This is a genomic window from Diaphorobacter sp. C33 (assembly GCF_030503915.1).
GTDB classification, from domain to species: Bacteria; Pseudomonadota; Gammaproteobacteria; order Burkholderiales; family Burkholderiaceae_C; genus Diaphorobacter; species Diaphorobacter nitroreducens.
In genome coordinates, this window is record NZ_CP129980.1 from 1781024 (window position 1) to 1802443 (window position 21420).

A 21420-nucleotide genomic window follows, 5' to 3' on the forward strand; every position below is an offset into this window, starting at 1 on the left:
CAGATGCTGAAGAGCGGCTACGCCAGCGGCCCGGCCACCGCCATGTCCTGCAGCCAGCCAGCGAACGCGGCCAGCACCGGCGGCTGGGGCTGCGCGGGGCTCACGAGGTAGTAACCCCGCTCGCCACGCAACGGACGCGGGCAGGCCACCACCAGCTCGCCCCGGGCGATCTCGGCCTCGATCAGCATGGGCGGCATCAGCGCAATCCCCAGGCCGTGGGCCGCCGCGGCGGCCGTCATGGAGAACAGTTCATAGCGCGGCCCTTCCAGCGCGCGCGGCGCATCCAACACGCCCATGGCATCGAACCACTGTCGCCAGCCATAGGGCCGGGTGCTTTGCTGCAGTAGCGGCAGCCGCGCCAGCGCCGGTGGCGGCAGGCCCTGGTGTGCACGGCCCGTGCCGCGCGGCATGCCCAGTTGCTGCGCCGCCGTCTCCAGCAGGCGCGGGCTGCATACGGGCACCACGTCCTCCTGCATCAGCAGCTGCGCCTGCACGCCGGGCCAGTTGGCGACCTGCTCGGGCGTGCCCGCGTACAGCGCCGCGTCGAAGGCCGTATCGGTGAACAGGAAGGGCCGGGTCTGCGTCTCGATGTGCACCACGATCTCGGGGTGGCGCGCGGCCAGCAGAGGCAGGCGCGGGATCAGCCAGCGCGTGGCAAAGGTGGCCACTGCCGCAAGCGAAATGGCGCCGCCATGCCCCTGGTGGGCCATGACGTCGAGCGTGTCGCGCTCCAGCCCCTGCAGCCAGCGCGCCACCTGCTGCCCGTAATGCCGCCCCGCGGGGGTGAGCACCACCCCGTGGCGCGTGCGGCGAAAGAGTTGCACGCCGAGTTGCTCCTCCAGCGCCAGGATTTGGCGCGACACCGCGCTTTGCGTCAGCGCCAGCTCCTGCGCGGCCCGGGTATAGCTCTCGTGACGCGCAGCGGCTTCGAAGCAGGCCAGCGCCTGGGTGGATGGCAGGTGTCGTCGCATCGCAGCATCTTAGCCAGATATTCTTAAATCAAATATCTGGATGCAAATAACTCGCTTGCCGTCACTTACTCAGACGCCATACGATCACCTTCGTTAACCAAGCAATGCACCTTGTGCATGCTTGGGTCCCCGCCACCCACCCCGCATTCCAGCACTGGAGACACCATGACCCGCAACGCCTTCCAATGGGACGACCCCTTCCAACTCGACCAGCAGCTCACCGAGGACGAGCGCGCCGTCCGTGACGCCGCGCGCGCCTACTGCCAGGACAAGCTGGCGCCCCGCGTGCTGGACATGTTCCGCCACGAGAAGACCGACGTGACCATCTTCCGCGAGATGGGCGAGCTGGGCCTGCTGGGCCCCACCATCCCCACCGAATACGGCGGCGCCGGCCTGAACTACGTGAGCTACGGCTTGGTGGCGCGCGAGATCGAGCGCGTGGACTCGGGCTACCGCTCCATGGCGTCGGTGCAGTCGTCGCTGGTGATGGTGCCGATCAACGAGTTCGGCTCCGAAGCGCAGAAGCAGAAGTACCTGCCCAAGCTGGCCTCCGGCGAGTTCATCGGCTGCTTCGGCCTGACCGAGCCCGACCACGGCTCCGACCCCGGCAGCATGGCCACGCGCGCCTACAAGGTGGACGGCGGCTATCGCCTCAAGGGCAACAAGATGTGGATCACCAACAGCCCTGTGGCCGACGTGTTCGTGGTCTGGGCCAAGGAAGTGGAGGCATCCGGCACCGTGGGCCAGATCCGCGGCTTCATCCTGGACAAGGGCATGAAGGGCCTGTCCGCCCCCGCCATCCACGGCAAGGTGGGCCTGCGCGCCTCCATCACCGGCGAGATCGTGATGGACGATGTGTTCGTGCCCGAAGAAAACGCCTTCCCCGAGGTGCGTGGCCTCAAGGGCCCCTTCACCTGCCTGAACAGCGCACGCTTCGGCATCGCCTGGGGCGCCATGGGCGCGGCCGAGTTCTGCTGGCACACCGCGCGCCAGTACACGCTGGACCGCAAGCAGTTCGGCCGCCCGCTGGCCGCTAACCAGCTCGTGCAGAAAAAGCTGGCCGACATGCAGACCGAGATCACGCTGGGCCTGCAGGCCGCGCTGCGCGTGGGCCGCATGAAGGACGAGCACCAGAACGTGGTGGAGATCACCTCGCTGATCAAGCGCAACAACTGCGGCAAGGCCCTGGACATCGCCCGCCTGGCGCGCGACATGATGGGCGGCAACGGCATCAGCGACGAGTTCGGCGTAGCACGCCACCTGGTGAACCTGGAGGTGGTCAACACCTACGAGGGCACGCACGACGTGCACGCGCTCATCCTGGGCCGCGCGCAGACGGGCATCGCCGCGTTCGCCAACTGACCCAACGCGGCGCGCGGGCCGCATCAAAGGCCTGTCACGCGCGCTCTCAAAATAGGAGCTTCTCGCGCTTACCCTGCAATCAGTTCAATGGTTTTTATCCTTGAATTGTTGGCACAACAAGCGCGAGCAGCTACGTTTTCAATAGCGATTTCATGAGTGCTTCCACCCCCCGCGGCGCCTTGGACGGTATCAAGGTACTGGATCTTTCGCGCGTGCTTGCCGGTCCCTGGTGCACCCAGATGCTGGCCGATCTGGGCGCCGACGTGGTCAAGGTCGAGCGCCCCCAGGCCGGTGACGACACGCGCCACTGGGGCCCGCCCTTCCTGAAGGACGACGCTGGCCGCGACACGCGCGAGGCCAGCTACTTCACCGCCTGCAACCGCAACAAGCGCAGCATCACCGTGGACATGGCCCATCCCGAGGGCCAGGCGCTGCTGCGCCGCATGGCCGCCGAGGCCGACGTGGTGGTCGAGAATTTCAAGGTGGGGGGCCTCGCGCAATACGGGCTGGACTACGCCAGCCTGAAGGCGCTGAACCCGCGCCTGGTCTACTGCTCCATCACCGGCTTCGGCCAGGACGGGCCGTATGCCGAACGCGCCGGCTATGACCTGATGGTGCAGGCCATGTGCGGCCTGATGAGCATCACCGGCCATGCCGACGGGCAGCCCGGCGGCGGGCCTCTAAAGGTCGGCGTGGCCGTGGTGGACGTGTTCACCGGCCTGTACGCCAGCAACGCCATCCTGGCCGCGCTGAACGCGCGCGACAACGCCCGCAACGGCACCGGCGAAGGGCAGCACATCGACATGGCTCTGCTCGACGTGGGCATGGCCGTGCTGGCCAACCAGGCCGCGGGCTACCTGGCCACCGGGCAGGCGCCCGGACGCGCCGGCAACATCCACCCCAGCCTGGCGCCCTACCAGGACTTTCGCAGCCGCGACGGCAACGTGCTGCTGGCCATCGGCAACGACGGACAGTTCGCGCGCTTTTGCCAGGCGTGTGGCCACCCCGAATGGGCACAGGACGCACGCTTTGCCACCAATACCGCACGCGTGCAGCACCGCGCTGCGCTGCTGGCGCTGATGGAGCCTGTCCTGCAGACCCGCAGCACCACCGAGTGGATCGCCCTGCTGGAGGACAAGGCCGTGCCCTGCGGCCCCATCAACACCATCGCCCAGGCCTTCGACGACCCACAGGTGCGCGCGCGCGGCATCCGCAGGGAGCTGCCCCGCGACGCCGGCGACGGCATCGCCCCCATGGCCACGGTGGCCAACCCCATGCGGCTGTCGGGCACGCCCGTCAGCTACCATCGCGCGCCACCCGCGCTCGGCCAGCACACCGACGAGGTGCTGCGCGAGCTGGGCCTGGATGCTTCGGCCATCGCAGCGCTCAAAGCGGGGGGTGCCATCTGACCCTTTTCCCGCACCGGCCCCGTCGGTGCTTCCTTCCCGCCATCACTGGCACGCCATTGCTTCACCACATCGATAACAGGAGATAAAAGCATGATTCGTCGCAGCGCACTCACCCTGGGCCTGCTGGCCCTGCTCGGCACGGCCGCCCAGGCCCAGTCCGGCTACCCCAACAAGCCCATCCGCCTGCTGGTGCCCTTCGCCGCGGGCGGCACCACCGACCTGATCGCCCGCGTGGTGGCCGAGCCCCTGGGCCGCGAGCTGGGCCAGCCCGTGGTGGTGGAGAACAAGGGCGGCGGCGGCGGCGCTATCGGTGCGGCCGAAACCGCGCGCGCCACGCCGGACGGCTACAACCTGGGCGTGGCCACCGTGTCCACCACGGCCACCAACCCGGCCATCAACCCCAAGATCCCCTACAACGTGTTCACCGACTTCACCCCGGTCGTGAACATCGCCGCCACGCCCAACGTGATTGCGGCCAACCCGCAGTTCGCCGGCAAGGAATACAAGAGCTTCCTGGCCGAAGTCAAGAAGACTCCAGGCAAGTACTCGTTCGGCTCGCCCGGCACCGGCAGCATCGGCCACCTGATGATGGAAATGTTCATGCTGGAGACCGGCACCCAGCTGGTGCACGTGCCCTACCGCGGCTCGGGCCCGGCACTGAACGACGCCGTCGCCGGCCAGATCCCGCTGATCTTCGACAACCTGCCGTCCGCCCTGCCCTTCATCAAGGACAAGCGCCTGACCGCCCTGGTGGTGGCCGCCCCGCAGCGCCTGGCCGTGCTGCCCGACGTGCCCACACTGGCCGAAGTGGGCCTGCCCAACGTGAACCGTATGGCCTATTACGGCATCATCGGACCCAAGGGTCTGCCCAAGGACATCGTGGACAAGGTCAACGCCGCCGTGCACAAGGTGCTGAAGGACCCTGCGGTGCGCAAGCGCATCGAGGACACGGGCTCGCTGATCGTGGCCGACACGCCGGCGAAGTTCGCCCAGGAAATCAAGGCCGAATACACGGCTTACAAAAACGTGGTGGACAAGCAGAAGCTCACCATGGACTGAGCGCGCACCGCCCCAACCCTCACCAGCCCCGCCCCCGCGGGGCTTTTTCGTTTGCGCCATGGGTGCAACGGCAGGCCTTCCTGATATGCCCATACATCACAGGGTAATCACCTATTGAAACAAAATTCAAGAAAGAGTCAACGCGCGCCAAATGGCACTGGCCAGCACCGAGATCGCCCAGGGCAACAACGACCTGTCGGCCCGCACCGAGCAGCAGGCCGGCGCGCTGGAGGAAACGTCCGCCTCTATGGAGGACCTGAGCTCCACCGTGCGCCAGAACGCCGACAACGCGCGCCAGGCCAACCAGCTGGCCGCAACGCCTCGCAGGTCGCCAGCCAGGGCGGCGAAGTGGTGACCCAGGTCGTCACCACCATGCAGGGCATCAACGAAAGCAGCCACCGCATCGCGGACATCATCGGCGTCATCGACGGCATCGCCTTCCAGACCAACATCCTGGCGCTGAACGCCGCGGTGGAGGCCGCACGCGCCGGCGAGCAGGGCCGCGGGTTTGCCGTGGTGGCCGGGGAGGTGCGTGCGCTGGCCCAGCGCTCGACCGCCGCGGCCAAGGAGATCAAGCAACTGATCCACACCAGCGTGGAGCGGGCGGAGCAAGGGTCCGCACTGGTCGGCCAAGCCGGCGCCACCATGACGGAGGTAGTGACCGCCATCCAGCGGGTGAGCGGCATCGTGGCCGAGATCAGCACCGCCAGCCAGGAGCAAAGCGCCGGAGTGCACCAGGTGAGCGATGCCGTGGCACAGATGGACCAGGCCACGCAGCAGAACGCCGCACTGGTGGAGGAAAGCGCAGCCGCCGCCGACAGCCTGAAGCTGCAGGCCGAGCAACTGGTGCAGTCCGTGGCCCTGTTCCGCCTGCGCGCCGACGGCTCCGTGCCCGCAGCGCAACAGCACGGGTAGGCAGCGTCGGCGCCCTTGCGCCAGGCGGAATCATCGCGCGCCGCGCGGCCGCCAGGCCCTGCGCTGGCGGAGAAACACCCCGTCACAATGGTGAAGAGGCGGCAAAGCCTGACAAAGCCGGCCCGGTAGGGTCAACCAAAATGGCCCGACGCGCGTCTGACACACAAGAGGTGGCAGCGAGACCACCGCCTTTACCACCACAGCGCCGGCCCGGACCGCCCGGCGTGCTTACCCGGGAGACCTCTCCATGCCTCTTTCGCGTTGGACTTCTGTGCGCATCCTCACCGCCGGCGTGCTCGCCTCGCTGGCTGTCGGCTGCGCCGCTGTGCCGGGTGACCCCTACTACGATGGGGGCGGCTACTATCCCGCGCCATCGTCCATGACGGTGTATGAGCAGCCCGGCGTGATCTATACCGCCCCGCCGTTAGGCTGGCGCGACTACCCTCCGCCGCCTTCCGGCTGGCGTGAAGACGCCTGGCGCGAGCGCCAGTGGCGGGAAGCGCGTGAGCGCCAATGGCGCGAGGCCCAGGAGCGCGAACGCCGTGAGGCGGACCGTCGTCGCGAAGCCGACCGCCGCCGCGATGCGGACCGCCGTGAAGCCGACCGGCGCGAAGCGGAACGCCGCCGCGACGCCGAACGCTGGGAGGCCGAACGCCGCCGCGACTGGGACCAGCGCCGTAAGGAAGACCAACTGCTGCGCCACCCCAACCCCGACGTGGCACGCGAACGGCAGCTGCAGTTCGAACGTGACCGCCGCGCGGAGCGCGAAGCCGAGCGGGAGCGACGCAACCAGGCATTCCAGCCCCAGCCCGGCGATCGCCCCAACCCGCGCCCCGACTGGCGCTGAAGCAGCGCCGCGCACCGAAGGCCACCCATGACCCGCGCCCTGCCTGGCTCCCTTGGCACCGTCAGTGCCGCGCTGGCGCTGACGCTGGTTACCTGTCTGCCCCTGCCGTCAATGGCCCAGGTGGTGCGCTGCACCGACCCGGCCACGGGCAAGGTGACTTACACCGATGGCGACTGCGGCCGCGGCCAGTCCGCACGCGAAGTCGAAGCCCGCAAGACCCCCCAGGAAATCCAGCAGGAGCGCGAGCAAGCCGCCGAAGCCCTGGAGCGCAAGCAGGAGCGACAGCAATGGGAGCGCCAGCAACAGCGCGACGCCGAGCCCGCGACGCGCGCAGCGCGCCCTCGCGCCACCCCGGCCGATCCATCGCAATCCGTAGACTGCCAGCGCGCACGGCGCAACCTGCAGGAGGTGCTCTCCACCATGGGCCGCGGCATGTACGACGAGCAGGCGCGGCTGGATGCGGCGCAGCGCCAGGCTGACCTCGCCTGCCTGAGTCCGGCGGACTATGCACGCGCGGAGAGCGCGCGCTCCAGCCGCACCGTCTATCCCTCGCCCTACTACGCCCCGCCGGTGGTAGTGGTGCCACCACGGCCCGCGCCGCCGCCGCGGCGCGAAATCACGCACTGCAACGTGTTTCGCTGCTACGACAAGCAGGGCAACACCTACCCCCGCTAAGGGTGCGGTGCCTGCAGCCCTTCGCGCACGGTGGGATAGCGCAAGCGCAGGCGCAGTTCGCGCGCCATGCGCTTAGTGGTCAACCGCCGTGATTCGCCCATGAAACTCAGCAGCGACAGCGGTAGCTGCTCCTGCGCGGTACTGCGCTGCACGCGCGGCGGACGCGGCAAGCCATAGAGGTCGGCCGCGAAGTCGAAGTAGTCTCCCATCTTGAGCTGGCTGTCGTCTGCCACGTTGTAGATGCGTTGCGCACGAGCGCGCCACAGCGCCAGCATGCAGGCCCGCGCCAGGTCATCCGCATGGATGTGGTTGGTATAGACGTCGTCAGGCTCGGCCAGCACGGGCGTGCCGCGGCGCAGGCGCGCTTCGGGCGTGCCGCCCTCACGGTCAGGGGCGTAGATGCCGGGCACGCGCAGAATGCTCACAGGCACGCCCGCACGGCCCAGGTGACGCATGGCGCGCTCGGCATTCACGCGGCGCTGCGCGCGCGGCGTGGCGGGCGCCACGGGCCGCGACTCGGGCACCCAGGCCCCCGCGCAGTCGCCATACACGCCACTGGTGGAGGCATACACCAGGGATTGCGGCAGCGTGCGCCGGCGCAGCGCACGCGCCAGCGCCGTGCTACGGGGGTCCAGCCACCAGCGCGGACCAACCTCGCGCTCGCCAGGTGGCGGCGCCAGATGCAGCACCCGCGTGGCCACGCCCGCCAGGCGCGCCAGCGTGGCCGCATCGTCCAGATTGCCCAGCAGCGGCGTAACGCCCGCCCCACGCAACTGCGGCACGCGCGTGGGCGAGGACGTGAGCGCAAGCACGCGCGGGCGGCCACTCCCGCCCTGGGGTCCGTTCAGGCTGCGCACCACGCGCAGCCCCACGTCGCCGCAGCCAATGATGAGCACGCGCTGGCGGCGAAAGCGCGCCGGCAGGGCGCCGAGAGGGTTTTGGATTGAGGGCAAAATCGGTCGGTTTGCTTGAAGACAACTCCAAGGATACCCACTGTCATGACCAGCGCAGAGACCGCATTCCAGATCACCGTGCAGCCCAGTGGCCGTGCCTTCGAGGCGCAGGCTGGCGAAACCATCCTGTCCGCGGCAATCCGCGGCGGCGTGGGCATGCCCTACGGTTGCAAGGACGGTGCCTGCGGCTCGTGCAAGTGCAAGAAGCTCAGCGGCTCGGTGGTGCACGGCGATCACCAACAGAAGGCGCTGAGCACCGAGGAGGAAGAAGCCGGCTTCGTGCTCACCTGCTGTGCCCAGCCGCTGACCGACGTGGTGCTGGAATCGCGCCAGGTGACCGACGAGAGCGCCTATCCCATCAAGAAGCTGCCGGTGCGCGTGGCGGCGCTCACGCGCGCATCGCACGATGTGATGCAGGTGCGCCTGCAACTGCCCGCGGCCGACACTTTCCGCTACCACGCAGGCCAGTACATCGAATTCATCCTGCGTGACGGCGCGCGCCGCGCGTACTCCATGGCCAACGCACCCCACACGCAGGAAGGCGCGCCAGGCGTGGAGCTGCACATCCGCCACATGCCCGGCGGGCGCTTCACCGACCATGTGTTCAACGCCATGAAGGAGAAGGAAATCCTGCGCGTGGAGGGCCCTTTCGGCAGCTTCTTCCTGCGCGAGGATTCCGACAAGCCCATGGTGTTTCTGGCTTCGGGCACGGGCTTTGCGCCCATCAAGGCGCTGATCGAACACATGCAGCACAAGGGCATCACGCGCTCGGCCACGCTCTACTGGGGCGGGCGCCGCCCGGCGGATCTGTACATGGACGGCTGGATCCGCGAGCGCCTGGCCGCGCTGCCAAACCTGCGCTACGTGCCCGTGGTCTCCGACGCCCTGCCCGAGGACGGCTGGGCCGGCCGCACGGGCTTCGTGCACCAGGCGGTCATGGAGGACATTGCCGACCTCTCGGGCTATCAGGTCTATGCCTGCGGCGCGCCCATCGTGGTGGACTCGGCCCGCGCCGCCTACAGCGCGGAGCGTGGCCTGCCGCCCGACGAGTTCTACGCCGACGCGTTCACGTCCGAGGCCGACAAGCACGGCGGCTGACGGGCGCTTCCCCGCGGCGCACCGCGCACGACCCTGCGCCACGCAACGGGCGTTGTGCCTGGCCGGCAGGTGTCGTCGAACGGGATCTGCTAGACCACGGGCGCCGTGTTCCATCCGCGCCGCACGGCACTCCGAAGGCGGCGACAGGGCCGCGGTAAGCGCCGCCGCTCAGGGACCGTACTTCACTCAAGCGATCATGTCGCGGCACAGGCTGGCGCAGCGCTTGCAGGCTTCCGCGCAGTCCTGGCAATGGTCCGCCGCGTGGCTCATGCATTCCTGTGCGCAGCTTTCGCAGATGCGCGCGCACAGCTCGCAGACATAGTTCACGTGCGGACTCTCGCGGGCCATGGTGGCAGCGGCCAGGCGGCAGATGTCGGCGCAGTCCATGTCCAGCGCGATGCACTTGGCCATGTGGCGCGGGTCGGGCTCGCGCAGGCACGCCGCGGCGCAGAAATCGCAGGTGGCAGCGCATGCGTTGCAGGCCGCGATGCAGTGGGAGTAGCGTGATTCGTCCAGGATGGTGGGGGCGTCCAGCATGTCAGTCCTTTCATGGGCGGGAGCAGGCAAGGCCCGGGCCCATCGTAGAAAGATGCGCTGCGCCTTGTCGTAGGACAGGGCAGCATTGCGGCGCCACGGAAGCGTCTTCCATTTTTTGCACAATGGAGGCCTATGAACCGCAGACACCTTCTTCTTTCGGCCGCTGCCATTGGCGCGGCACTCGCAGCCCCCCTGAGCCACGCGCAGGATGCGCCGATCCGCCTGGTCGTGCCCTACGCGCCTGGCGGCCCGCTGGACGTGACGGCGCGTGCGCTGGCCGAGCGCGTGCGCGACACGCTCGGCGTGGTGGTCGTCGACAACAAGGCGGGTGCGGGCGGCAACATCGGCGCCGATCTGATCGCCAAGTCCGCGCCCGACGGGCACACCATCGGCATCGCCGCCACGGCCACGCACGCCGTGAACCCCTGGCTGTACAACCGCATGCCCTACGACGCAGCCAAGGACTTCGCCGGTATCACGCAGATGGTGCGCGTGCCCAACGTGCTGGTGGTCAACGCCGCGCGGGCCGAGCAGCTCAAGATCAACACCCTGCAGGACCTGATCGCCTACGCCAAGGCCAACCCCGCCAAGCTCAACTACGGCAGCGGCGGCAACGGCAGCGCCGGCCACCTGGCGGGCGAGATGTTCAAGCAGAAGGCCGGCATCTTCGCGCTGCACATCCCCTACCGCGGCGCCAGCCCCGCGCAGCTGGCCCTGCTGGCCGGCGAGGTGGACTTCAACATCGACAACCTGGCCGCCGCCGCGCCCAACATCAAGTCGGGCAAGCTCAAGGCCCTGGCCGTCACCTCGCTGGAAGCCAGCCCCATGCTGCCCGGCGTGCCCCCGCTGTCGCAGACCTTCAAGGGCTTCGCCATCGACACCTGGTGGGGTCTGGTGGCACCGGCCGGCACGCCCAAGCCCGTGATCGCCAAGCTCAACAAGGCCTTCACAGAGGCACTCAAGGCACCGGAAACCAAGACGCGCTTTTCCGCGCTGATGGCCGAGCCCGTGGCCACCACGCCCGAGCAGTTCGACGCCTTCATGGCCGCCGAGCGCGCCAAGTACCAGCAGGTGGTGAAGGCCTCCGGCGCCAAGGTGGACTGACCGGAACGCGGCATTCCGGGTGCCACCGGAGTGCCGCGGGCGGCGCACGGCGCGACTGTCCGGGCGTGTCGTCGTCAGCCTGAGGCCAAGCCGCCCCAACGGCGCCCCCTGTTGCGCTGCCGCACCCGCCGCCACGGCGGTGACGCCTCGCAACCGGCGGCGTGCTTACATCAAAAATAAGAGCGCCTCACGCTTGCCATACGGCGGTTTGCAGGTGTTTTCACCTTCAAACGTCCGCACGACCAGCGCAAGCAGCTATTAATTCAGGAGTTTGCGCCCAGCCATTCGGTGGCTTCGGCCAGGCGCTCGATGCGCTGGCCGCTGGCCAGGGCGCGCTGGGCGGCTGTGCCACACGTCTGGGCCAGGCCGGGCGCCAGTTCCGCCAGAGGAAGGAGCACGAAGGCCCGCTCGCCCATGCGCGGGTGGGGCAGCGTGAGTTCGGCGCCGTCCAGGCGCTCCTCCCCGTACAACAGCAGATCCAGGTCCAGCGTGCGTGGCGCGTTGCGGTAGGGGCGCTCGCGCCCCGCGGCCTGCTCGATGGCCTGCAGGGCATGCAGCAGCGCCAGTGGCGCCAAGGTGGTCTGCAACTGCGCCACGGCATTGAGATAGTCGGGCCCGCCGGCATCCACCGGCGCGCTGCGGTACAGCGACGAAACCTGCCGCACCTGGGTGCCGGGCAACGCGCCCATCGCCCGCACCGCGTCGCGCAGCGCGCCGCGCGCATCCCCCAGATTCGCGCCCAGGCCCACCCAGGCGCTGGCCGCCACGGAAGGCGAGGTCACACCTCGCCCGCGGGCGCGCCACCCTCGGATGCACCGCTGCCCGTGGGCTTGCGGCGACGGCGGCGGCGCTTCTTGGGCGCAGCAGCGTCCTCTGCCGCTGGCTCGGCCAGGGAATCACCGGCATCGCTGGCCCTGCGCGGGGGCTCGGCGTCGTCCGTGGCGACTGGCACGGCCTTGGGCACGCGCCGTACCGTGGGCTGGGCCTTGCGCTGGCGCGCGCGCTGCTCCTCGCGCGCCTGCTCGATCATGTCCTCACGGCGCGCATCGTCGGCCAGCGAGAACTCCTGCCACCACTCGGCCAGCGCCTCCTCCACCTCGCCCACGTCCGCGCGCAGGCGCAGGAAGTCGAAGCCCGCGCGAAAACGCAGGTGCGCCACCATGCCGAAGGGCGTGCTGCCCGAGCGTTTCTCGAAGCGCGGCTGCATGACCCAGATCTCGCGCATGTCCGCCGCCAGCTTGCCGCGGCCGGAGACATCGCCGATGCGCTTGTCGAACACATCGTCGATCGCATCCTGCAGCGCCGGGAAGGGCTGCTGGCGCCCCAGGCGCTGCTCCCAGCCGGCCTTCACGTCCTGCCACAGCACACAGGCCAGCAGAAAGCTGGGCGCAACGGGCTTGCCCTCGCCCACGCGGCGGTCGGTGTCGGCCAGCGCGGCCTGCACGAACGGGTGACTGGAACGGTCCACCACCACGTCCAGCAGCGGGTAGATGCCCGTGGCCAGGCCCAGGGATTTGAGCTGCGCGATCGAGGCCAGCGCGTGGCCGGTCTGCAGCAGCTTCAGCATCTCGTCGAACAGGCGGCTTTGCGGGACCTCCCGCAGCAGCGGCTCGCACTCCACCAGGGGCTTGGCGGTCTTGGGCTCCAGGGCAAAGCCCAGCGGGCTGAGCTTGGCCGCAAAGCGCACGGCGCGGATGATGCGCACGGGGTCCTCGCGGTAGCGCGTGGCCGGGTCGCCGATCATGCGCAGCACGCGTTTCTTGGCGTCCTCGATGCCCTTGTGGAAGTCCACCACGACCTCGGTCTCTGGGTCGTAGTACATGGCATTGACGGTGAAGTCGCGCCGCGTGGCGTCCTCGTCCTGCGGGCCCCAGACGTTGTCGCGCAGCACGCGGCCGCTGGCGTCCACGGCATGGTGCATGCCGGCCAGCTGGGCCTTGCTGGTCTTTTCGTTGCCCCCCACCTGCTCGGCTGCCGCGTTGTCCATGTAGGCGCGGAAAGTGGAGACCTCGATCACCTCATGCTCGCGCCCGCGGCCGTGCACCACGTGCACGATGCGAAAGCGCTTACCGATGATGAAGGCGCGCCGGAACAGGCCCTTGACCTGCTCGGGCGTGGCGTTGGTGGCCACGTCGAAGTCCTTGGGCTTGAGGCCCAGCAGCAGGTCGCGCACCGCGCCGCCGACGATGTAGGCCTCATAGCCCGCCTGCTTGAGTGTGCGCACCACGTCGCTGGCGCGGCGGTCCACCAGTTCGGGGTTGATGCCGTGCACCGCGGCGGGCACTTCCGCACGCTTGCCAAAGCGGCCGCGCGTGCCACGGCCCGCGCCGGCGGCGCCCTTGCCCAGCAGTTTGTCGATGAAGGTCTTGATCATGGGTGTGGGGGAAACAGGTCCAGAATGCGCCAGCCGCGCTGGGAAGCCAGTGCGCGCAGGCGTGGATCGGGGTTGGTGGCGACGGGATGATCCACCTTTTCCAGCAGCGGCACGTCGTTCATGGAGTCACTGTAGAACGTGCTGTCCACGTCCGTCCAGCGCAGGCCGCGCTCGGCCAGCCATTGCTCCATGCGCTGCACCTTGCCCTCGCGCATGGAGGGCACGCCGCGAATGCCACCGGTGATCCAGCCGTCGTCGCCGCGCTCCAGCTCCACGGCGACCAGCTGATCCACGCCCAACGCCAGAGCGATGGGGCGGGTGACGAACTCGTTGGTGGCGGTGATGATGAGCACCTCGTCGCCCGCGTCGCGGTGGCGCTGTACCAGTGCGCGCGCTTCCTCGCGCAGCGCGGGCTGGATCACCTCGCGCATGAACTGCGCGTGCGCCAGGGCCGCCGCCTCGGCGCCGCGCTGGCGAATGGCGTCGGTGGCGAAGCGCACGTAGTCGTGCACGTCCAGCCGCCCGGCGACGTAGTCGTCGTAGAACGCCTTGTTGCGCCGGCCGAACTCTTCGCGGTCGGCCCAGCCGATGCGGATGGTGAATTCGCCCCACTCGTAGTCGGAATCCAGGGGCAGCAAGGTGTGGTCCAGGTCGAACAGGGCCAGTCGGCGGCGTTGTACCTGCGTGTCAAAGGTCATGCGTTGATTGCAATGGGTGGATGAAAGCGCCCTGCACCGATGGCCGCGCGCTACTCGGTCTCCAGCATGGTCTTGAGCAGCGGGACGGTGACGGCGCGCTGCGTGCGCAGCGCAAAGCTGTCGAGCCGGTCCAGCAGCTGCATAAGGCTGCCCAGGTCGCGCGAAAAGCGGCCCAGCATGTAGTTCATGACCTCATCGGCCAGGAAGATGCCGCGCGCGTCGGCCTGCTGGCGCAGCACGGCGCGGCGCTCCTGCTCGTCCAGCAGCTGGAGCTGGAACACGTGGCCCCAGCCCAGCCGTGTGCGCAGGTCGTCGCGCAGCGGCAGGTCGGCCGGTGGCAGGTCGCCCGCGGCCAGTACCCAGCGGGGCGCTCCTTCGGTGGGGTTGATGGCGTTGACGAACCAGTTGAAAGCCGCCGCCTGCTGCGCCGTGGTGTACAGGTGCACCTCGTCGAGCAGCACCGCGCTCCAGCGCTCGTCGAAGGCCGAGGGCAGCGCCACGGAGGCGTCGAGCCAGCCCACGCTGGCGCCCTGCCCGCGCAGCGCCTCGTACGTGGCCCGCAGCAGGTGCGACTTGCCGGTGCCCGTTTCGCCCCACAGGTAGGTGGGCACGGGCGAGCGCGGCGCGGCGCCACCGGCCACCGCCAGTCGCAGGTGCTGCAGTGCCTGCGCGTTGGGGCCGGCATGGAAGTTGTCGAGCGTGGGGCCGGTCACCAGGCCAATGTCCAGGGCCAGCTGCTTCATGGCGAGCGCCACCCGCGCAAGTGCGGCGCGCCCCGGCCTCCGCGCGCAATGCGGAGCGTGGCCGGGCCGTAACGGGATGGAGTGGATGGCATGGGAGGCAAGGTAGGGGACGCGCCGCGGTTCACCGCCGCGAAACCATGGAGGCGCCCGGGAAGCGGGCGGCACGCAGGGCGTGCAACCCGCGATTTTAGTGCGTCGATGGCCCAGACGACCCGAGCCCGGGCCGCGTGCGGCTCAGCCCGCCGCGCGGGGGCATTCGCGGCACGCCCGGGCGGACCCTTAAAATCCCCGCTTTCCGGCCCGCCGACCGCGGCCCTCAGCACTGACGCACATCCCATGAGTTCCTCTGCCCCCTCCACTCCCATCTCCTACAAAGACGCCGGCGTTGACATCGACGCAGGCGACGCGCTGGTCGAGCGCATCAAGCCGCTGGCCAAGAAGACCCTGCGCGAGGGGGTGATGGCGGGCATCGGCGGCTTTGGTGCGCTGTTCGAGGTGCCCAAGCGCTACCAGGAGCCGGTGCTGGTCTCCGGCACCGACGGCGTGGGCACCAAGCTCAAGCTGGCGTTCGAGTGGAACATGCACGACACCGTGGGCATCGACCTGGTGGCCATGAGCGTCAACGACGTGCTGGTACAGGGCGCCGAGCCCCTGTTCTTCCTGGACTACTTCGCCTGCGGCAAGCTGGACGTGGACACCGCCGCCGCAGTGGTGGGGGGCATCGCCCGTGGCTGTGAGCTGAGCGGCTGCGCACTGATCGGCGGCGAGACGGCCGAGATGCCCGGCATGTACCCCGACGGTGAATACGACCTGGCCGGCTTTGCCGTGGGCGCGGTCGAGAAGTCGAAGATCCTCACCGGCCAGACGGTGAAACCCGGCGACGTGGTGCTGGGCCTGGCCTCCAGCGGGGTGCATTCCAACGGTTTTTCGCTGGTGCGCAAGTGCATCGAGCGCGCCGCGGCCGCCGGCACGCTGCCCGACACGCTGGACGGCAAGCCCTTCAAGGCCGCCGTCATGGAGCCCACGCGCCTGTACGTGAAGAACGTGCTGGCCGCGCTGGCACAGCATCCGATCAAGGCCCTGGCCCACATCACCGGTGGTGGTCTGCTGGAGAACATTCCGCGGGTACTGCCCGAAGGCACGGCCGCCCACCTGAAGGCCGGCAGCTGGCCGCAGACGGAGCTGTTCGCCTGGCTGCAAAAGACCGCCGGCATCGACGACATCGAGATGAACCGCACGTTCAACAACGGCATCGGCATGGTGGTGGTCGTGCCGGCGGAGGCCGCCGACGCCACGGCCGCCACGCTGCGCGCACTGGGCGAGGCGGTGTACGCCATCGGCGCCATTGCCGAGCGTGGCGACGGCGCCGCCGTCGTCGTGGGCTGATCCAGCGCGATTGGCACGATGCCTTCGGGTCAGCCGCCGCAAGGCTCCGCCGCCACGCCTGCCGCCCTGAGGCCGCCATTCGCGCCCGCCACGCGGGGCGTGGTGATCGCCAGCTACGTGCTGATGGGCGCCGCGCTGCTGCTGGTGATGCTGCGCGGGCTGCTGCCCGGGCTGCTGTGCGTGTGCCTGGGTTTTCTGCTCACGCGTTGGCTGGCGCCACGCTTGGCGTGGTTCCCGTCGCGCACGGCGAACAGCATGGCAACCCGCGGCCAGACGGCAGCCGCCACGCTGGTCATGCTGTCTCCCTTGCTGCTGCTGGCGCTGGCGCTGTCGCATTCGCGCACCTATATCGTCGACGCCCCCCAGCAATACCGCGAACTGCTGGACTTCCTGGCCCGCACCGTGCTGGAACTGCGGCTGAAGCTGCCCACCGACATCGCGGCCCAGTTGCCCGAAGGCGCCGCCGAAATCCAGCGCACCATCGCCGCCTATCTGGCCGCAAAGGCCGGCGCCCTGGCCATGGCGGGGCGCGCCTGGCTCACGGGCCTGCTGTATGCCTATGTGGGCCTGCTGATCGGGGCACTGGCCGCCGTACGCAGCGTGGGCGCTTCACGCGGCCCCTTGGCACAAGAGCTGGTGCTGCGCATCGCGCGTATGGGAGAGGCCTTCCGTCAGATCGTCGCGGCGCAGTTCTGGATTGCCGCCTTCAACACGCTGCTCACCGCACTGTTCCTGTTGCTGGTGCTGCCCCTGTGGGACTTGGACCTGCCCTACACCCCCGCTTTGATCACCCTGACCTTCGTGGCCGGCCTGGTGCCCATCGTGGGCAACCTGCTGTGCAACGCGGTCATCACGCTGGTGGGACTGTCGGTATCGCCCGTTGCGGCCGTGGCCTGCCTGGCCTTCCTGATCCTGATCCACAAGGCCGAGTACGTGATCAACGCCAAGGTCGTCGGGCGGCGCACCCACATGGGCGTGTGGGAGCTGCTGTCGGTGATGTTCGTGGCCGAAGCCGTCTTCGGCCCTGCGGGGCTGGTGGCGGCACCGCTGTTCTACGCCTACCTGAAAAAAGAGCTGGAAGCCGCGCGGCTGGTATAACCGCCGCTCCGCAAAAACCATAGCTGCTAGCGCTTGTCCAGCATGCGCTGCAAGGCTTTTTCACCCCCAAACCCTCTTCCCGCGCCTGGTGCGGCGCCTGGCCCCCATCGCGCGCCCCGCACCCGGGATGACACTCGCCAACGCCTGCGATGTTGGGCTATTCTGGCGGCTGGCGCGCAGTGCGCCAGACACATCGTCATCACAGCTATAAGGGAGACTTTGCATGACCATTCTCGTCGCCTACGTTCCACGCCCCGAAGGCCGGGCCGCGCTGGACAAGGGCATCGAAATCGCCACCCGTCGCAATGAACGCCTGGTCGTCGTCAACGCCGGCCCCGGCGGGCGCCAGGAAGACCCCAGCATCGTCAACGGCTACGAGGCCGAACGTGTGGAGGAGCGCCTGGCCACGCTGCCGATCGAGGCCGAGTTCAAGCAGTTCGTGCGCGGCAAGAGCACCATCGAGGAGATCGAGGAAATGGTCGCGACGCTGCAGGTATCCGTGCTGGTGATCGGCCTGCGCAAACGCTCGCCCGTCGGCAAGCTGCTGCTGGGCAGCATGGCGCAGGAGATCCTGCTCAACGTCGATTGCCCGGTATTGGCCGTCAAGGCCGCTTAAAGGCGGCACGTCCGAGCGCCCCAAGGCGCTCGGCTCCCCCGGCCTCCGCTTGCCTTGGCGTGGACTGGACCACCCGCCCAATCGCCAATCGTCAGTACCGCTCGGGCACGAGCATGCTGCCGGGTGTGGGCTGGCGCAGGTAGTCCGGGTGGCGCACGCGGTCGGGCAGCACCACCTCGGTATGCGGCACATCGGCATACGGCAGCTGCTCCAGCAAGTGGGCGATGCAGTTGAGGCGCGCTTTCTTCTTGTCCACGGCCTGCACCACCCACCATGGGGCCTCGGGGATGTGGGTGCGCTCCAGCATCGCCTCCTTGGCCTTGGTGTATTCCTCCCAGCGCACGCGGCTCTCCAGGTCCATGGGGCTCAGTTTCCACTGCTTGAGCGGGTCGTGGATGCGCCCCAGGAACCGCAAGTGCTGCTCCTCGTCGGAGATCGAGAACCAGTACTTGATGAGCCGGATGCTTGAGCGCACGAGCATCTTCTCGAACTCCGGCACGCTGCGGAAGAACTCCTCGTACTCCTCCTCCGTGCAAAAGCCCATCACTTTCTCGACGCCCGCGCGGTTGTACCAGCTGCGGTCAAAGAGCACGACCTCGCCTGCCGCGGGCAGGTGCGCCACATAGCGCTGGAAGTACCACTGCGTGCGCTCGCGGTCATTGGGCGCAGGTAGCGCCGCCACGCGCACCACGCGCGGGTTCAACCGTTGGGTAATGCGCTTGATCACCCCGCCCTTGCCGGCGGCGTCGCGCCCCTCGAAGATCACCACCACCTTCTGCCTTGAGTGCTGCACCCAGTCCTGCAGCTTGACCAGCTCGCCCTGCAGGCGGAACAGCTCCCGGAAATATTGCTGGCGTGCCAGCCGGTCCACGGGCGCCTGCAGTCCGTGCTCATCGAAGGCGCGGTCCTCGATCTCCAGCTCCAACTCCTCGTCATAGCCGTCGGCCAGATCGTCGGCGATGCGTTCCATGAGTTCGTGGGAATTGATCTCGGATATGTGCGGCATGACTGGTACCTTCTCGGCAGGCAGAAGATGGTGACAACTCTTCGTGTCCAGCACATGACATGGTGCGCTTTTGCCATGTTTTTGTCACATGGCACGCTTGGCCTGGATCAGAAACGGCGCAGTTCTTTCACGCGCTGTGCGATCGCAGGGGCATCTTCGGCACCCGCAGCGTGGGCCAGATAGGTCTCCAGGTTCTCCAGCGCTTGCAGGGATGCGCCGCTCTCCGCATACGCCAGCCCGCGGTCGCGCCACTCGCTCCAGGCATCGGGCAGCAACACGATGAGCCGGTCCTGCACCGCCACCAGGCGACTCCAGTCCTGGCGCGCGCGGTGGATTTCCTTCAGATTGCGCAGCATGCGCGCAAGAATGTCCCGCTCCGTGGCGGCCTGCAGATACAGGCCCAGCGGAGCTTCGTCCTCCAGCGGTCCGTGTCCGCGGCGAAAAGGTTCCAGCCGCTCGCCCAGCGCTTCGCGCGAGAGGGAAAGCCCCGTCATCGGGTCCATCACGACCTGGCCCGTGGGCATGAGCACCTTGACCAGGAAATGCCCGGGAAAGGCCACCCCGTGCGCACGCAGGCCCACCCCCTGCGCCAGCTCCAGCCACAGCACCGCCAGCGAGATGGGAATGCCGCGCCGCTTCTCCAGCACGACGTGCAAATAGCTGTTGCCCGGCGCGTAGTAGTCGTTGAGATTGCCCGCAAAGCCCAGTTCGCCAAAGAAGAACTGGTTGAGCAGATTGAGCCGCAGCAGCGGTTCGGCATCCTGCGCAATGCGCCGCTGCAGCCGCGCCTGCAGGCGGTCCATCTCGTCCAGGAACTGCTGCACATCCAGGCGCGGATATTCGTCCTGCGCGATGCAGGCCGCCGACTCCAGCAACGCGATGGCGCCGCCCTGCGGCACCTGGACCAGCGACGCGAAATACTCCAGCGGCGTGGGAACGGAATAGCTCAACGCCATGCGCCCTCTCCCTTCAGCGGCGCAACAGCTGGCGCAGCTTGAGCCCGCAGGCCCACAGCGCGCCAAAGTACAGCGCGGCCGATACGGCGAGCAGCAGCGCCAGCAGTCCCGCACGCTGCAAGCTGTGCGCCCGCAGCGCCAGCCAGTCGAAGTGGTGGGAGGCCCAGAGCAGGAACACGGCCAGCAGCGCACTGGCGGCAATCACCTGCAGCGCAAACCGGCCCCAGCCTTCGCGCGGGCGAAAGCTTCCCCGCCGCAGCAGCCCCGTGAGCAGCCACAGGGCGTTGATGAGCGCACCCAGGCCAATCGACAGCGCCAGCCCAGCATGCGCCAGCAGAGGCACCAGCGCGGCATTCATGATCTGCGTGGCCACCAGCACCACGATGGCGATGCGCACGGGCGTGCGGATATCCTGGCTGGCGTAGTAACCCGGCGCCAGCACCTTGATGGCCACCAGGCCCAGCAACCCCGCTCCATAGCCTGCCAGCGCCACGGAGATCTGCCGTACGTCGCCGTCGTTCAGCGCACCATGGTGGAACAGCGTGGCCACCAGCGGCGTTGCGAAGGTCAGCAGTCCCACGGCGCAGGGTACGGCCAGCAGCACCACGATGCGCAGCCCCCAGTCCAACATGGCCGAGTAGCGTTCACCATCCCCCGCAGCCTTGGCGGCCGACAACTGCGGCGTGAGCACCACGCCCAGCGCCACGCCCAGCAGGGCCGTGGGAAATTCCATGAGGCGGTCGGCATAAAACAGCCATGTCACGCTGCCCGGCGTGAGATAGGACGCGATCTGCGTGTTGATCATCAGCGAGATCTGTGCCACCCCCACGCCCAGCAACGCCGGCGCCATCAGGGTAAGAATGCGGCGCACGCCTGGGTCCTGCCAGGCACTGCGTACCCTGCCCCAGGTCATGCCGATGCGGGGCAGCAGCCCCAGGCGGCGCAATGCGGGCAATTGCACCGCCAGTTGCAGCACCCCGCCACCCATCACCCCGCCCACCATGGCGTAGATGGGCTCTATGCCCCGCGCCGCCAGTTGTGGCGCGCCCAGCCAAGCGGCCGCGATCATGCACAGATTCAGCAGCACGGGTGTGGCGGCCGGCACGCCAAAGCGCTTCCAGGTGTTGAGCACGCCCGCAGAAAGGGCCACCAGCGACATGAATCCAATGTAGGGGAACATCCAGCGCGTCATGAACACGGCGGCGTCGAACCCCTCCGGACTCTGGCGCAACCCGCTGGCCAGCGCCCACACGAGCAGCGGCGCTCCTACCACCCCCAACACGCAGGTCAGCAGCAGCGCCCAGAACAGCGCCGTGGCCACGGCGTTCACAAGTGCATGGGTGTCCTCATCGCCATGCTGCGCCTTGTGCGCGGCCAGGACGGGCACGAAGGCCTGGCTGAACGCCCCTTCGGCGAACAAGCGGCGAAACAGGTTGGGAATGCGAAAAGCGACGTTGAAAGCGTCTGTCAGAACGTTGGCGCCGAACATCGAGGCCATGAGCAGATCACGCACCAGGCCCGTCACGCGGGAGGCCAGGGTCAACAGCGATACGGTGGAAGCGGCTTTGAACAGGGACACCGGCGCAAGTGTATGCGTTTGGCGTCGCGCCACG

General features: G+C 68.5%; 20 protein-coding genes and 1 pseudogene. 11 read left to right on the forward strand and 10 right to left on the reverse strand.

Annotation, left to right across the window (positions count from 1 at the left end):
• Nucleotides 1–17: 17 nt before the first annotated feature.
• Entirely contained in the window at nt 18–971 is a 954-nt protein-coding gene (locus QY917_RS08475) for a LysR substrate-binding domain-containing protein (RefSeq protein ID WP_123676005.1), read from the reverse strand.
• A gap of 165 nt (nt 972–1136) precedes the next feature.
• Between QY917_RS08475 and QY917_RS08480 the strand changes: the two genes are divergently transcribed.
• The 6 genes and pseudogenes from QY917_RS08480 to QY917_RS08505 all read left to right on the forward strand — a co-directional run bounded on the left by QY917_RS08480 (nt 1137) and on the right by QY917_RS08505 (nt 7238).
• Nucleotides 1137–2333: an acyl-CoA dehydrogenase gene (locus QY917_RS08480; RefSeq protein ID WP_015913800.1), complete on the forward strand. Its 1197-nt coding sequence runs from the start codon at nt 1137–1139 to the stop codon at nt 2331–2333.
• Nucleotides 2334–2485: 152 nt separating this feature from the next.
• Nucleotides 2486–3742 carry a CaiB/BaiF CoA-transferase family protein gene (locus QY917_RS08485; RefSeq protein WP_123676004.1) on the forward strand — a complete coding sequence of 419 codons (1257 nt, stop codon included), beginning with the start codon at nt 2486–2488 and terminating at the stop codon, nt 3740–3742.
• Between the two features lie 90 nt (nt 3743–3832).
• Nucleotides 3833–4801 (forward strand): tripartite tricarboxylate transporter substrate binding protein BugE, encoded by a 969-nt coding sequence (locus QY917_RS08490; protein ID WP_011806124.1) that lies wholly within the window; start codon nt 3833–3835, stop codon nt 4799–4801.
• A gap of 133 nt (nt 4802–4934) precedes the next feature.
• Nucleotides 4935–5716: pseudogene (locus QY917_RS08495) on the forward strand (methyl-accepting chemotaxis protein); the annotation flags it as partial.
• 247 nt (nt 5717–5963) lie between these two features.
• A complete protein-coding gene (locus tag QY917_RS08500) occupies nt 5964–6563 on the forward strand; it encodes a hypothetical protein (protein WP_011806125.1) in 600 nt (199 codons plus the stop codon).
• Nucleotides 6564–6590: 27 nt separating this feature from the next.
• Nucleotides 6591–7238 (forward strand): DUF4124 domain-containing protein, encoded by a 648-nt coding sequence (locus tag QY917_RS08505; protein ID WP_011806126.1) that lies wholly within the window; start codon nt 6591–6593, stop codon nt 7236–7238.
• On the opposite strand, the gene QY917_RS08510 is transcribed toward QY917_RS08505, so the two are convergent.
• A complete protein-coding gene (locus QY917_RS08510) occupies nt 7235–8191 on the reverse strand; it encodes an SDR family oxidoreductase (protein WP_088886362.1) in 957 nt (318 codons plus the stop codon). The two genes, QY917_RS08505 and QY917_RS08510, sit on opposite strands and share 4 nt — an antisense overlap.
• A 45-nt stretch (nt 8192–8236) precedes the next feature.
• Between QY917_RS08510 and QY917_RS08515 the strand changes: the two genes are divergently transcribed.
• Nucleotides 8237–9289 (forward strand): CDP-6-deoxy-delta-3,4-glucoseen reductase, encoded by a 1053-nt coding sequence (locus tag QY917_RS08515; protein ID WP_123676003.1) that lies wholly within the window; start codon nt 8237–8239, stop codon nt 9287–9289.
• A 186-nt stretch (nt 9290–9475) separates the two neighbouring features.
• Here the strand turns inward: QY917_RS08515 and QY917_RS08520 are convergent, their stop codons facing one another.
• Nucleotides 9476–9826 carry a four-helix bundle copper-binding protein gene (locus QY917_RS08520; RefSeq protein ID WP_103738818.1) on the reverse strand — a complete coding sequence of 117 codons (351 nt, stop codon included), beginning with the start codon at nt 9824–9826 and terminating at the stop codon, nt 9476–9478.
• Between the two features lie 132 nt (nt 9827–9958).
• On the opposite strand from QY917_RS08520, the gene QY917_RS08525 reads away from it, so the two are divergent.
• Nucleotides 9959–10930 carry a tripartite tricarboxylate transporter substrate binding protein gene (locus QY917_RS08525; RefSeq protein WP_103738817.1) on the forward strand — a complete coding sequence of 324 codons (972 nt, stop codon included), beginning with the start codon at nt 9959–9961 and terminating at the stop codon, nt 10928–10930.
• A 263-nt stretch (nt 10931–11193) separates the two neighbouring features.
• On the opposite strand, the gene folK is transcribed toward QY917_RS08525, so the two are convergent.
• From folK to hda, 4 genes are read right to left on the reverse strand one after another with little or no spacing between them, the layout of a single operon-like run.
• Nucleotides 11194–11712, reverse strand: a complete 519-nt coding sequence (gene folK, locus QY917_RS08530) for a 2-amino-4-hydroxy-6-hydroxymethyldihydropteridine diphosphokinase (RefSeq protein WP_123676002.1) — start codon at nt 11710–11712, stop codon at nt 11194–11196.
• Nucleotides 11709–13304: a polynucleotide adenylyltransferase PcnB gene (pcnB, locus tag QY917_RS08535; protein ID WP_088886360.1), complete on the reverse strand. Its 1596-nt coding sequence runs from the start codon at nt 13302–13304 to the stop codon at nt 11709–11711. The genes folK and pcnB overlap by 4 nt, the downstream gene beginning before the upstream one ends.
• The gene (locus QY917_RS08540; protein WP_011806133.1) at nt 13301–14002 is read right to left on the reverse strand and encodes an HAD family phosphatase; all 702 of its coding nucleotides are present in this window, start codon (nt 14000–14002) and stop codon (nt 13301–13303) included. The genes pcnB and QY917_RS08540 overlap by 4 nt, the downstream gene beginning before the upstream one ends.
• 50 nt (nt 14003–14052) lie before the next feature.
• The gene (gene hda, locus QY917_RS08545) at nt 14053–14745 is read right to left on the reverse strand and encodes a DnaA regulatory inactivator Hda (protein ID WP_011806134.1); all 693 of its coding nucleotides are present in this window, start codon (nt 14743–14745) and stop codon (nt 14053–14055) included.
• 336 nt (nt 14746–15081) lie between these two features.
• On the opposite strand from hda, the gene purM reads away from it, so the two are divergent.
• From purM to QY917_RS08560, 3 genes are all read left to right on the forward strand, one after another.
• Nucleotides 15082–16131 (forward strand): phosphoribosylformylglycinamidine cyclo-ligase, encoded by a 1050-nt coding sequence (gene purM / locus QY917_RS08550; protein WP_103738814.1) that lies wholly within the window; start codon nt 15082–15084, stop codon nt 16129–16131.
• Nucleotides 16132–16149: 18 nt separating this feature from the next.
• Nucleotides 16150–17229: an AI-2E family transporter gene (locus tag QY917_RS08555; protein WP_011806136.1), complete on the forward strand. Its 1080-nt coding sequence runs from the start codon at nt 16150–16152 to the stop codon at nt 17227–17229.
• A 223-nt stretch (nt 17230–17452) separates the two neighbouring features.
• Nucleotides 17453–17845, forward strand: coding sequence for a universal stress protein (locus QY917_RS08560; protein ID WP_123676001.1), 393 nt, complete (start codon nt 17453–17455; stop codon nt 17843–17845).
• A 91-nt stretch (nt 17846–17936) separates the two neighbouring features.
• Here QY917_RS08560 and ppk2 read toward each other — a convergent pair whose 3' ends face one another.
• From ppk2 to murJ, 3 genes are all read right to left on the reverse strand, one after another.
• On the reverse strand, nt 17937–18851 hold the full coding sequence (gene ppk2 / locus QY917_RS08565) for a polyphosphate kinase 2 (RefSeq protein WP_123676000.1): 915 nt from the start codon (nt 18849–18851) through the stop codon (nt 17937–17939).
• A gap of 107 nt (nt 18852–18958) precedes the next feature.
• Nucleotides 18959–19807 carry a SirB1 family protein gene (locus QY917_RS08570; protein ID WP_047350733.1) on the reverse strand — a complete coding sequence of 283 codons (849 nt, stop codon included), beginning with the start codon at nt 19805–19807 and terminating at the stop codon, nt 18959–18961.
• A 13-nt stretch (nt 19808–19820) separates the two neighbouring features.
• Complete coding sequence (murJ, locus tag QY917_RS08575; RefSeq protein ID WP_015913812.1) at nt 19821–21386, reverse strand: murein biosynthesis integral membrane protein MurJ; 1566 nt, start codon at nt 21384–21386, stop codon at nt 19821–19823.
• Between the last annotated feature and the right edge of the window lie 34 nt (nt 21387–21420).

What these genes read in the sequence shown, in the direction of transcription:
- QY917_RS08475 (WP_123676005.1), bottom strand. Translation starts at nt 971, where the DNA reads ATGCGACGACACCTGCCATCCACCCAGGCGCTGGCCTGCTTCGAAGCC.
- QY917_RS08480 (WP_015913800.1), top strand. Translation starts at nt 1,137, where the DNA reads ATGACCCGCAACGCCTTCCAATGGGACGACCCCTTCCAACTCGACCAG.
- QY917_RS08485 (WP_123676004.1), top strand. Translation starts at nt 2,486, where the DNA reads ATGAGTGCTTCCACCCCCCGCGGCGCCTTGGACGGTATCAAGGTACTG.
- QY917_RS08490 (WP_011806124.1), top strand. Translation starts at nt 3,833, where the DNA reads ATGATTCGTCGCAGCGCACTCACCCTGGGCCTGCTGGCCCTGCTCGGC.
- QY917_RS08500 (WP_011806125.1), top strand. Translation starts at nt 5,964, where the DNA reads ATGCCTCTTTCGCGTTGGACTTCTGTGCGCATCCTCACCGCCGGCGTG.
- QY917_RS08505 (WP_011806126.1), top strand. Translation starts at nt 6,591, where the DNA reads ATGACCCGCGCCCTGCCTGGCTCCCTTGGCACCGTCAGTGCCGCGCTG.
- QY917_RS08515 (WP_123676003.1), top strand. Translation starts at nt 8,237, where the DNA reads ATGACCAGCGCAGAGACCGCATTCCAGATCACCGTGCAGCCCAGTGGC.
- QY917_RS08520 (WP_103738818.1), bottom strand. Translation starts at nt 9,826, where the DNA reads ATGCTGGACGCCCCCACCATCCTGGACGAATCACGCTACTCCCACTGC.
- QY917_RS08525 (WP_103738817.1), top strand. Translation starts at nt 9,959, where the DNA reads ATGAACCGCAGACACCTTCTTCTTTCGGCCGCTGCCATTGGCGCGGCA.
- pcnB (WP_088886360.1), bottom strand. Translation starts at nt 13,304, where the DNA reads ATGATCAAGACCTTCATCGACAAACTGCTGGGCAAGGGCGCCGCCGGC.
- QY917_RS08540 (WP_011806133.1), bottom strand. Translation starts at nt 14,002, where the DNA reads ATGACCTTTGACACGCAGGTACAACGCCGCCGACTGGCCCTGTTCGAC.
- hda (WP_011806134.1), bottom strand. Translation starts at nt 14,745, where the DNA reads ATGAAGCAGCTGGCCCTGGACATTGGCCTGGTGACCGGCCCCACGCTC.
- purM (WP_103738814.1), top strand. Translation starts at nt 15,082, where the DNA reads ATGAGTTCCTCTGCCCCCTCCACTCCCATCTCCTACAAAGACGCCGGC.
- QY917_RS08555 (WP_011806136.1), top strand. Translation starts at nt 16,150, where the DNA reads ATGCCTTCGGGTCAGCCGCCGCAAGGCTCCGCCGCCACGCCTGCCGCC.
- QY917_RS08560 (WP_123676001.1), top strand. Translation starts at nt 17,453, where the DNA reads ATGACCATTCTCGTCGCCTACGTTCCACGCCCCGAAGGCCGGGCCGCG.
- ppk2 (WP_123676000.1), bottom strand. Translation starts at nt 18,851, where the DNA reads ATGCCGCACATATCCGAGATCAATTCCCACGAACTCATGGAACGCATC.
- QY917_RS08570 (WP_047350733.1), bottom strand. Translation starts at nt 19,807, where the DNA reads ATGGCGTTGAGCTATTCCGTTCCCACGCCGCTGGAGTATTTCGCGTCG.